Origin of the sequence: Flavobacterium defluvii, from assembly GCF_900129555.1 — a bacterium.
In the GTDB taxonomy this organism is placed as follows: domain Bacteria; phylum Bacteroidota; class Bacteroidia; order Flavobacteriales; family Flavobacteriaceae; genus Flavobacterium; species Flavobacterium defluvii.
In genome coordinates this window covers 603,330-615,879 of record NZ_FQWC01000002.1, presented here as the reverse complement: position 1 = coordinate 615,879, position 12,550 = coordinate 603,330, and the positions used below count along the sequence as shown (strand labels likewise).

At 34.6% G+C, this 12,550-nt stretch carries 6 protein-coding genes; 1 reads left to right on the top strand and 5 read right to left on the bottom strand.

The annotated features are described in order from the left end of the window. Positions 1-13: 13 nt before the first annotated feature. Positions 14-1,063 carry a glycoside hydrolase family 43 protein gene (locus tag BUC29_RS06885; RefSeq protein WP_073414656.1) on the bottom strand — a complete coding sequence of 350 codons (1,050 nt, stop codon included), beginning with the start codon at positions 1,061-1,063 and terminating at the stop codon, positions 14-16. A 345-nt stretch (positions 1,064-1,408) separates the two neighbouring features. Between BUC29_RS06885 and BUC29_RS06880 the strand changes: the two genes are divergently transcribed. Further along, the gene (locus tag BUC29_RS06880; RefSeq protein WP_244160784.1) at positions 1,409-5,419 is read left to right on the top strand and encodes a hybrid sensor histidine kinase/response regulator transcription factor; all 4,011 of its coding nucleotides are present in this window, start codon (positions 1,409-1,411) and stop codon (positions 5,417-5,419) included. A 118-nt stretch (positions 5,420-5,537) separates the two neighbouring features. Here the strand turns inward: BUC29_RS06880 and BUC29_RS06875 are convergent, their stop codons facing one another. From BUC29_RS06875 to BUC29_RS06860, 4 genes are all read right to left on the bottom strand, one after another. Beyond that, complete coding sequence (locus BUC29_RS06875; RefSeq protein ID WP_073414654.1) at positions 5,538-6,854, bottom strand: sugar porter family MFS transporter; 1,317 nt, start codon at positions 6,852-6,854, stop codon at positions 5,538-5,540. A gap of 18 nt (positions 6,855-6,872) precedes the next feature. Continuing rightward, on the bottom strand, positions 6,873-8,831 hold the full coding sequence (locus tag BUC29_RS06870) for a glycoside hydrolase family 97 protein (RefSeq protein ID WP_073414652.1): 1,959 nt from the start codon (positions 8,829-8,831) through the stop codon (positions 6,873-6,875). A gap of 66 nt (positions 8,832-8,897) precedes the next feature. Continuing rightward, positions 8,898-11,078 carry a GH92 family glycosyl hydrolase gene (locus BUC29_RS06865; RefSeq protein WP_073414650.1) on the bottom strand — a complete coding sequence of 727 codons (2,181 nt, stop codon included), beginning with the start codon at positions 11,076-11,078 and terminating at the stop codon, positions 8,898-8,900. A gap of 32 nt (positions 11,079-11,110) precedes the next feature. Then, positions 11,111-12,541: a glycoside hydrolase family 125 protein gene (locus tag BUC29_RS06860; protein ID WP_073414648.1), complete on the bottom strand. Its 1,431-nt coding sequence runs from the start codon at positions 12,539-12,541 to the stop codon at positions 11,111-11,113. Positions 12,542-12,550 lie beyond the last annotated feature (9 nt).

Sequence of the window (12,550 nt, the reverse complement as noted above, 5' to 3'; positions counted from 1 at the left end):
ACATTGATTGCTTTTACATAGCAGGAATAGTCAGTACAGCTTCTTCCGACATTGGGTCTCCTATTACAGGATTTCCGCTTTTATCCCATTTTATCTGCTGCATTCTTGGTGATCTTTTTTCGCCGCAGCCTTCTCCCGGATTAGAATTGGCATGGTATAAAATCCAGTCTTCTTTGCCGTTTGGCGATTTAAAAAACGAATTATGCCCCGGTGCATACACTTTATTTTTATTAGATTGTTCCAAAATTGGCTTATCTGATTTAACCCAGGCCGAAGCATCCAGCAAATTATCTTTTCCTGTAAAAGTCAAAAGTCCTAAACTATAATTATCAGTCCAGCAGCCGCTTGCAGAGAAAACAATAAAAACTTTGTCTTTATGAGATAAAAATTGAGGACCTTCATTTACGTTTACCTGCGGAGGATTTACATCATCATGCAATGCTCCATACAGTTCCCAAGGATTTGACGGACTAGAAATTCGCACTCTGTCTCCGTCAATTTGTGTCGGACTTTTCATTTTGGCAATATAAATATTCTGCTGTCCGTTGGTATCTCCTTCCCAGCCTGACCAAATCATGTACAATTGTTTTTTATAGGTAAAAACATTTCCGTCAATCGCCCATTTATCTGTTTCTGCGGCAATTTTTCCTTTAAAAACCCATTCGCCTTCCATCGGATTTTTTGAATCATTTTCTAAAACATACATCCTGTGTGTATTGTTGGAGCCGTTGTCTGCAGCAAAATATACGTACCATTTTCCTTTGATATAATGAAATTCCGGAGCCCATATTTCGGCAGAATAGTCGGTATTTTTAGGCGCAACCCAAATAGTTTTCTTTTCTGCATTTTTTAAATCTGCCAGATTTTTAGATTTTAAAAGTACCAGCCGGTCCTGCATCGTATGGGTGTAGTAATAATAACCATCATGGTAAGTACTGTACGGATCTGGCCCATAATCCAGAATAGGATTCGAAAAGGTTTGCTGCGCCGATGCAAAATTAGATGCGATCCCCAACAGCACTATTAACAGTGTTTGTTTTAGTATGGATTTTTTTCTTTTCATAAATAACTTTTGGTGTTTTTTTGATCCATTTCCGGACGTTTTTGTTTTTGGTTTTTAGGTTAGGGTATTCGATATTTTTTTAAATAACTTTTAAGAATTTCATTTGTTTTATTAAAAATATAAGTAATATTGCAATTGCTCTATCGCGCTTTATTTTGAGTCCTTTCAAAATATTTTACTCATTTTTCAACAATTCCATAATTAATATATTAAAAAAATATCATTTTAATTTTTGACCAAAGTAGCATATTGCTCACTTTATTTTTATCTCATTTTGTTTCACAATTGTGTTCAAATGATTCAAATGTCCTTTTAAAGCAAGGCCAATGAGCGATAAAAATCAAAATGAATGCTTATGACACAAAAGGAGAAATTATTTTTATAAAAATTAAAAAAGACACATACATGCAGCGTTTTTTAAAACTAGGGACATTAGCTTACTTTTTCTTTTTGTCAACTACAATTTTTAGTCAGGAATATTATTTTAAACATTATAAGGTCGAAAACGGAATGTCTAACAATACCGTTTTGGCTTCTATTCAGGATACAGACGGATTTTTGTGGTTTGGTACAAAAGATGGTCTAAACCGTTTTGATGGTTATCATTTTAAAACCTTCCGCAGCGGCGCCGATCCTAAAACTTCTTTAGGAATAAATTATATTCAGTCATTACATGAATTCAAAAATTATATTTGGGTTGGAACCGATAAAGGGTTGTATTCGTATGACAAAAAGCTGGAAAAATTTACTTTTATAAACGAGGCAATTAATAATCGTATTAATGATATCGACAATGATTTAAAAAATAATTTATGGTTTATTTCTATCGGGACATTAATTAAATATAATGTTGATACCAAAGAAACCAGAATGTTTGACGGCAGAAATTCCTTTTATGCCACTTCTATAACCTGCGATAAAAATGGCACAATCTGGGTATCTTCTTACGATGATTTATACCGCTATTCTGAAGCTACGCAGAGTTTTGACAAGATTAAAGTACAGATGCCCAACAGTACTTTTTCAATTTCTGTAATTTATGCTTTGGATGCTAATTCTATTTTAATTGGAACACGTGATCACGGTATTTACAAGTATGATGTCGCAACCGGAAAAACAGCACCATTTATTAACGATGTCGAAAAACCGGTTTTTGTACGCCAGTTTAAAAGAAACAAAAATGAATTGTGGATTACCAGTGAATCTGGTGTTTATATTTATAATTTAAAAGATAAAACGACCAGAAATTTACGCAAAAGTGCGAGTGATCCTTATGCCATTTCAGACAATGCGGCGTATTGTATTACGATTGATAAAGAAAACGGTGTCTGGATTGGGACTTACTTTGGCGGTGTCAATTATCATCAAAAACAATACGATCAGTTTAAGAAATATTTTCCGCGAAAAAGTGAAAATGCCATTGTTGGAAGTGCCGTTAGAGAAATTCACAAAGACGATCAGGGAAATCTTTGGATTGGTACTGAAGATGCCGGAATCAACAAGTTTAATTTACAGACTAAGAAATTTATAAATTATAAACCCGACGGTACAAAATCGGGGCTCTCGTTTTATAATATACACGGCGTTCTGCCAAGAGGAAATAAAATCTGGATTGGAACCTTCGAGCACGGACTCGACGTTATGGATGCTGCAACCGGAAGAGTTGTAAAACATTACGACCATACAACGAGCAGTTTTAAAAGTGATTTTATTGTTACATTTTATGAAACTCCCGATAAGAAATTGTATGTAGTAACATCAGTAGGAATTTATTTGTATGACGAGAAAAATGACAGCTTTAAAATCTGTGATTATTTTTCAGAAAGTACCCATTTTACCTGTATGTTTAAGGACAAAGACGGGAATTTATGGGCTGGTTCTTATCGCGACGGACTGTTTTATTATAACGCTAAAACGAAGGAAAAAGCAGTTTACAGGCATGATTTTAAAGATGATAAAAGTATCAGTAATGATTTTATCACTTCGATTTTTCAGGACAAGCAAAACAACCTTTGGATCGCAACCGAAAATGGCTTGAATTTATTTGATTTAAAAAAGAAGGAATTCAAAAAATTCACCACCAAAGATGGCTTTTCGAGCAATGTAATTTATTCCATTTTGCAGGATGATAATCAGAATTTATGTATTACCACTTCAAAAGGGTTAGTCAAATTTAATTATAAAACAAAAGCAGTTAAAATTTTTACGACAGCAAACGGTTTACTGAGCGATCAGTTTAATTATAGTTCGGCTTTTAAAGATTCTAACGGCGATATGTACTTTGGAAACCTGAACGGGATGATTAGTTTTAATCCTAAAAATTTCAGCACTTACAAATACAATCCACCTATTTTTATTACCGGACTTCAAATTAATAATCAGGATGTAATTGTAAATGATAAAGATTCCCCACTCGATGAATCTGTTTCGTATATCAGGAAAATTACTTTAAAAAGCGACCAGTCTAATTTTAATATCGATTTTGCTTCGCTAAGTTATACCGCTCCGGAACTTACGCAATATTGGTATAAGCTTGACGGTATTAGCGATGACTGGGTTTATTTAAATAAAAACAATAAGGTGTTTTTTACAGAACTTCCTTCGGGTAATTATAAATTTAGGGTAAAATCGTTAAGCGCCGGCGGAATCTGGAGCAAAGAGGCAGTTGTAGAAATCACCATTTTGCCGCCTTTTTGGGCAAGCGGTTATGCTTTTTTCTTGTATTTTTTAATTATTGCGGGATGTCTTTACTGGCTTTTACGTCGTTATCATCACATGAATATCAAGGAAAATAATCAAAAAATTGCAAATCTTAATAACGAAAAAGAGAAAGAAATTTATCATGCCAAGATTGAATTTTTTACTAATGTGGCTCATGAAATACGTACACCTTTAACGCTGATTAAAAGTCCTTTAGAAAGTTTATTAAAACGAACGTATGAGTCTCCTGAAATTATTCCGAATTTATCTATAATGGAGAAGAATACTTCTCGTTTACTGAATTTAGTGAATGAACTACTTGACTTTAGAAAAACTGAAATGGAAGGTTTGGGACTAACATTTGTAGAAACCAATATTTCATTATTAGTCAAACAATTACATTCGCAGTTTACACCTTTAATTGAAGAAAGAAATATTCATTTGGAATTAGAATTGGGAGAAAAAAACATCTACGCTTTTGTTGATGAAGAAGCGATTCGCAAAATCCTGACCAATTTAATTAGTAATGCCATTAAATATGCTAAAAGTGAAGTCATTATTACATTATTCAGGGATGAAGATTCGCTGGAATTTATCGTTAAGAATGATGGAAATTTAATTCCAAAAAGCCTTAAAAGTAAAATTTTCGAGCCTTTCTTTAGAATTTTAGGTTCTGAAACTCAAACCGGAACCGGAATTGGTTTATCGCTCGCCCACTCTTTAACTGAATTACATAACGGAACTTTAAAACTGCAGTTTTTAGATGATTTGATGAATACATTTGTTTTGCGATTACCGCTGCGCCAGCAAAGCGAATTTCATCTTTATAAAGATTCGACTGATACTGTAAAAGATAATGATGAAGAATTTGAAAATGAGATTACTGCTAAAAATGTAAAAACGCAAATCCTGATTGTTGAAGATAATGTGGAACTGCTCAATTTTATGAGCAAAGAACTTAGTAAAGAATATAAAATCTTTAAAGCTTCTAACGGCGAAGAAGCTTTAAAGATCATTCACAATCAAACGATACATATTGTGATAAGTGATATTACGATGCCGATTATGGATGGAATTGAATTGTGCAGCCGCATTAAATCTAATATTGAAACCAGTCATATTCCGGTAATTTTATTGACTGCTTTGAGTGCCATTCAAACTCGTATTAAAGGATTGGAATCAGGAGCTGATGCATATATTCCGAAACCATTTTCGATGGATTTTATATTGGCACAGATTGATAATTTATTAGCCAACAGACGCCACGTTATGGAGTATTATGCGAGTTCTCCATTGTCGCATTTAAAATCAATTGCCCATAATACGATCGACGAAGAATTTATTAAAAAACTGGATGATATTATCGATCAAAATATGGCCGACACTAATTTAAGTGTTGAATCTCTTGCCGATATTCTGCACATGAGCCGTTCGACTTTATACCGAAAAATTAAAGACATTTCGAATCTAAGTCCAAACGAACTTATCAATAATGCCCGCTTGAAAAAAGCTGCCGAATTACTTCTTTCGGGTAAATACAAAGTCTATGAAATTGCAGAAATAGTGGGCTACAATTCACAGTCGAGTTTCAGCAGAAATTTCCAAAAAAGCTTTTCGATGTCGCCATCGGAGTTTATTAACGCAAACGAAAAATAATTGTGAATGGTTAATTGTGAATGGTTAATTGTGAATGGTTAATTGTTGATGGTTAATGGTTAATGGTTTTCCATAATGCATAACTCATAATTAATAATTAACCATTAACAATTAATAATTATTTCATAATTGTTTCCTGAAGTTCTTCTAACGTTTTTCCTTTGGTTTCCGGCATCATAAAAATGACAAAAAACAGCTGCAAAACCATCATAAGAGCAAAGATTAAAAACACGGCTGCTGCGCCAATTGTTGAGAACAAAAACGGAATCATCGATGGAATAATAGCAGCCAAAACCCAATGTGTAGAAGATCCAAATGCCTGACCACTGGCTCTTAAATGGTTTGGGAAAATTTCTGAAATAAAAACCCAAATCACGGCGCCTTGCCCAATTGCGTGAGAAGCTATAAACAGAAACAGAAAAATAGGAACCTGCATGCCCTGCCATTTAAAGAAAAATGCGGCAGCCACTAATGCTAAGGAAATAATATAGCCTATCGATCCTATATACATCAATATTTTTCTTCCTAAAACATCAATTAAAAAAACGCCAAAAAGGGTGAATACCAAATTCGTTATTCCGATACCGACGCTGCTCATTAAAGCAGCACTTTCACCTAAACCAGCTTCGGCAAAGATTCTTGGAGCATAATATAAAAAGGCATTAATTCCTGAAAATTGATTGAATACAGCAATTAGAAAAGCTAGTAAAAGCGGAAATCGGTATTTTTTTAAAAATATAGTCTCACCTTTTTTATCATTGCCGTTGTTTCCCAAATGCATTTCTTGCAGTAAATCTTCAATTTTAGCGTCAGGATTTATTTTTTCTAAAACTGTTTTTGCTTCGTTAATTTTAGATTTTGAAAGCAGCCATCGTGGACTTTCGGGAATTGTAAATACAACGATCGTATAAAAAAAAGCAGGAAAAGCCATTATTCCAATCATCCATCTCCAGGCATTTTCTCCAGCGTCGCGAAGCAAATAATTTGATAGAAAAGCCATTAAAATCCCTAGAACAATATTAAACTGATAGAGCGAAACCAAACGTCCTCTGCCTTTCGCAGGAGCAATTTCAGACACATATGCCGGAGCTGCAATGGTTGAAGCACCAATTCCGAGTCCGCCTAAAAATCTAAAGAAAGCAAAAGTCCACGGATCATTTGCAAAAGAAGAACCAATTGCCGAAACAAGAAATAAAATTCCAATCCAGACAAGTGTTTTTTTACGACCCAATTGATTAGTAGGAATAGCTCCAAATATAGCGCCTATTACAGTTCCCCAAAGTGCCATTGCCATTACTACTGATCCATGAAAAACATCTGATGTATGCCATAATTCCTGCAGTTTAGTATCGGCTCCGGATATTACAACGGTGTCAAAACCAAATAAAAAACCTGCCAGTGCAGCGGTAACAGACCATAATAATATTTTATTCATAATGTGATTGTTTTGTTTTTAAATCTCTTCTAAAACTGCAGTCCAGCCTCCATTTCTAACCATTTTGATTTTCAGAATATCATTTTTACTTACTTCACTATTTTTCTTTCTGTAATCCATTGCCTGATATCCGGCATTAATTCCATCTTCAAATGAGGTTAGTTTGTATTTTTTTGAAGCTAGAAAATCTAGTTTTATTTCAAAAGAACGCTCTTTTTCGGCATTGTTTGTAATACCGCCAATAAACCATTTTGTTCCTTTTCTTTTGGCTACAATGGCGTATTGTCCGGTTTTGGCTTCTAATGCTTTAGTTTCATCCCATGTTGTTGGTACAGAAGTGATAAATTCTGTGCAGTCTTTTTCGCGATAATAATTTGTTGGATTATCTGCCAGCATTTGCAGACCGCTTTCAAAAACAACAAACAGTGCCATTTGATAAGCTCTGGTTCCAATACTTGCTGAATTTGGTCTTTCTGAGCGATAAACTTCCGGCTGCATACTTATCATGGCTCCCGGCGTATAATCCATTGGCCCGACGGCATTTCGCATAAAAGGAAAATACAAACTATTGTCTGGTTTGCAGCCATCCATTTGCTCCATTCCTCTTACGCCTTCGTAGGAGATTAAATTTGGATATTTGTATTCTAATCCTGAAGGTTTAAATGCGCCGTGGAAATCTACAAATATTTGATATTTAGCGGCTTCTTTAATGACTTTTTCATAATAATTAACCATCACCTGATCGCTGCGATCCATAAAGTCAATTTTTACGCCTGCAATTCCCCAATCTTTAAAGGTTTTAAAGAGCTGCATGTTTTTATCAACAGTAAGCCACGTGAGCCATAATACTATGTTTACATTCTTTTGTTTGCCATAACGAATAAGTTCATGAACATCTACATTTGGATTTGGTGTATACGGATCTTCTGTGCTTCTGGCCCAGCCTTCATCCATAATGATATATTTTATACCAAATTTTGATGCAAAATCAATATAATATTTATAAGTTTCCAGATTGTAACCTGAAACAAAATTTACGTCCGGACCGTATGGCGTCGCACCATTCCACCATTCCCAGCTGGCTTGTCCGGGTTTTATCCAGGAAACATCTTTTAGTTCGCTTTTTGGAGCGAGTTTCAGCGTCATTGTGTTTTCAATCAGGCGTTTGTCATTTTTTGTAATAACAAAGTAGCGCCAAGGCAAATTTCTTGTTCCAGAAGTTTTTGCGATATAAGCTGCTTCTTTTAAAATCTTTACGCTTCTATCTCCATCCGAACCAAATTCTAAAGGTGTTTTAGGAAAAGTCGATACAACACCGTTTCCGGTTCCTTTTAAAAACATTCCGGGATAATCTAAAAGATCAGATTCGCTTATCAGTATTTTATATTGTTTTTTGGTATCGATTAAAATAGGAAGTGTAGACATTTTTGCAGATGAAGTCCAATCACTGGAATTTATATGTGTATATTCTTCTTCGCTAGAAGTTTTAAAATTTCCTGTCTGTTGTAAATGAACTAGATAATCTGTTGGAAAATTCACTGAAAAATCTTCGTTTAATACTTCAATTTCTCCTTTTTTAGAAGTTATAAATCGATATGCTATTCCTTCATCAAAAGCTCTGAATTCAACGGAATAATTCCCTTTAAAATTTAAAAGCAAATAGTTATAAGAATTGGAAACGGTTGAAAATTTAACTGGAACCGCAGGTTTTATAACTTCATTTACTTTTCCTTTTTTATTGTTTGACAATTTCGGATTTAAACCTAAGGTTTCATTTTTAAGCACTAATGCCAAATGATTTTTTGGAGTTAAAATTTCATTTCCTGCTGTAATTGAATAATAAATTTTATCCTCTAAATTAATGGATACTTTTAGTTCTCCATCTGGAGAAATAACTTCAAAATTTGTTTGCTGCGAATACGCATTTGAAATACCCAAAAGCAATAATAAATACGCAAATAATTTTATGTTTTTCATACAAAACGAGTTTATACAAATAACGTCCGCTAGAATGGGACGTTATTCTTTATTTATAAAATACAGTTATTTGGTAGTAACTTGTATGTCACCGCCATTTTTAAACAAATCATGAGAGATGAAATAGCTGTTAATTTTAGAACCGTTTACCTGTATCGTTTCCAGATTTCTTTTTCCATTTGGATTTTTGATGTTTACTTTTTTGCCTGCAGGAGTTGTCCACGATACTTCTTTAAAAATAGGAACGGTTACAATATATTCAGGATCGGCAGGAGATAACGGGTAAAGTCCCAATGCTCCAAAAACATACCAAGAGGACATTTCGCCTGCATCATCCATTCCGCTCATGGCTAGTTTTTCAGGACCAATTCCGTACATTGTTTCTAAAATTTCGTCGATTACTTTTTGTGATTTTTCGGGTTTATTTACAAAATAATACGAAAAAGGTGCTTCATGATCCGGCTGATTTCCATGACAATACTGTCCTATAAAACCGGAAATATTCCATGCGATATAACTTGGATTCCATGGTTTTGTAAAAAATTCATCCAGTTTTGCTTCAAAAGGTTTACTGCCTCTGTAAAGTTTTACTAAACCCGGCATATCATGCGGTACAAAAAAAGAAAGCTGCCAGGCATTTGCTTCTCTGTACATGTATTCGTAATACGGAAATTCAGGATTAAAAGGTGTAATCCATTTACCATCTTCAAGCCTTCCTCTCATAAAAGTAGATTCTTTATCAAAAACATTTGCATAATTTTTAGAACGCTTTGCCAAATCATTGTAATGCTCTGTATCGTTTAGTTCTTTGGCTAATAACGAAAGTGCGTGATCGTCATATGCATATTCTAATGTTTTTGTAACGCCTGCATTGGCTTTGGTTTCAATTACAGGATTTTTAATATCTTGTTCCGGCACATATCCTTTTGCTATATATTCTGCAATGTGAGGTCTTGTTCCGCCTTCTTTATAAGCGTTATTTAATAACAATTCGTAGGCTTTTTTGACATCGTAATTTCTAATTCCACGCATGTATGAACCTGCAATAAAGGATGCAGCGTGATCTCCGTGAAAGAATGTTGGAATAAAACCTTTTATTTCTCCTTCATTGATAATTGAACTGATTACATCGCTGGTAACATCTGGCGAAAAGATACTTAACAACACCAATTTGTTTCTGTAATCATCCCATAATGAAGGAAGTGTGTAATAACGGTAATTTTCTTTTCGCACTTTTCCGGCTTCATCTGTAAATTGTCCGTTTACATCGCTTCGCAAAGCCGGCCATAAAAAGGATCTGTACAACATGCTGTAGAACATTACATTTTGCTGCTCTGTACCGCCTTTTACCTGAATTTTAGAAAGCAGGTTTTCCCATTTTGTACTTCCTTCTTCAAAAACTTTTGTTAGGGTTTTATCACCAACTTCGGCTTTTAGATTTTCTTTTGCATTTTCGACACTTACAAACGATAAAGCTATTTTAACCGTTACGGGTTTGCTATCTCCGTCTTTGATACTTACTAATGCGTAACCTTCGCTTTTAGCAATATTTTTAATATCTAATTTGTCAACTGGACTACTTAAAGCGGCATAGTAATATATTTTTTCTCCGCCTGTTCTTTGAAAACCGCTTACAGCATTTGAACCTTCCTGCTTAATCTGCCAGTCGTCTACATGATTGTTGGCTCTTCCTAAATCAAAAAGGACTTTTCTTCCTTTATTGTTTTTAAAAGTATATTCATGTACACCGCAGCGTAACGTAGAAGTTAATTTTACCTGAACATCATAATCTTTTAAATATACTTCATAATAGGCCGGACTTGCTTTTTCCTGATCGTGGCTAAAAGATGATTTGTACGGAAATGACGCTCCTTCTGAAACAGGCAAAAGCGGGATATGACATAAATTCCAATGTCCTTTGTTGGTATGGGTAAACCCTAAAATTTCAGTGTCTTCGTATTCATATCCTGCGCCAGATCTGTATTTTGTCATTGGACTCAACTGTACCATTGCGTTGGGAACTGATGAACCCGGAAATACTAATCCTGCCCATACGCGCATATCTGCCGGAGGAGTATAACCTATTATTTTGGTATCTAATAAAGGGGCAGTTCCGATAAATGGATTTACTAAAGCAGTATATTTTCCTTTTGTAAGTCCTCCTCCTGGTTTTTGAGCTGTCGCATTATAGCCAAAAAAGGACATGAAAAGGACTGCAAGAACGATATTCTTGTTGAATTTTATCATTTTATATAAAATTAAAATGTTTTACAAATAATTTAAAGCTCCAGCAATTTTGGATTGGTTTTATAGGTATCCCACAATAACTCTCCAAATAATGTATTGGTCCATGCAAACCACGATCTTGTGAAATTTTTCGCGTCGTCTTTGTGAAAAGATTCGTGCATAAAACCAGTTTCACCGTGTGATGCTTTTAGCATTCTGATACAATCTTTAATTTCATTAGCGTCCGAAGTTGTGTAAGCTCTCATAACCAGTGACATCGGCCATATCATATTCATTCCTACGTGAGGACCTCCAATTCCTTCGGCTACTTTTCCTTTAAAGAAAAAAGGATTGTCTTCTGAAAGGACAAATTTTCTTGTATTTTGATAAACTGGATCGTTTACATCAATGGCATCTAAATACGGAAGGCTTAATAAACTCGGTACATTTGAATCATCCATAAGTAAATGACCGCCAAATCCGTCTACTTCAAAAGCAAAAATGTCTCCGTATTTTGGATGTTTTACTACTCCGTATTCTCTAATGGCCTGAGCAACTTCTTTGGCTAAATCTCTTAATTCTTTTGCTGCTGCATTGTCTTTTTTGATTGTTTCCAACATTTCTGCGGCCTGATTCATGCTGGCTACAATGAAAAAGTTTGAAGGAATCAAAAAAGAAAAAACCGTTGCATCATCACTCGGTCTAAAAGCAGAACAAACTAAACCTACTGGTTTTACCGGATATCCGTAACCTTTTAAGGGTCTGGTATCTGTGGCAAATTGTGTTGTTCTTTGAAAAGTATATGGATTTGTACCGTCTTTTTGCTGCTGATCTTTAAATACTTTTAACGTTGTTTTAATGGCTTTTACCCAATTCTCATCAAATGGTGATGTGTCTCCGGTATTTTTCCAGTAATTATAAGCCAGTCTTATTGGGTAGCAAAGTGAATCTATTTCATATTTTCTTTCGTGAACTCCCGGTTTCATATCGGTGTGATCGGTTGTCCATTCTCCTTTTTTGTTTGGATCATTATAAAATGCATTTGCATACGGATCTTTCAGTATATATTCAGTTTGTCTGTTTATAACGCCGTCAATCAGGTTTTTTAATTTTACATCTTTTCCTGCAAAAGCCATATAAGGCCATACCTGTGCAGAACTATCTCTTAACCACATTGCATCAATATCTCCGGTAATAACATACGTATCCGGTCTTCCGTTTTTTTGTGAAAAGGTTACAGTGGTGTCCAGCGTATTTGGAAAACAGTTATTAAATAACCATCCCAGCTCTTTGTCTTTTACATTTTTTTGAAACTCAACTATTGTTTTTTCTATGAAATCGCTTTGAAAATTTCTTTTTTCTTTGGAAACCCTAACGATCGGAAAATCTTTTTCGATTTTAGTTCCTGCTATAATCTCCAGTGGGTTGATTAAGGCAAGACTTCCAAATAAAGCGGTGTTTTGTATAAATTTTCTTCTTTGCATTACTGTAAT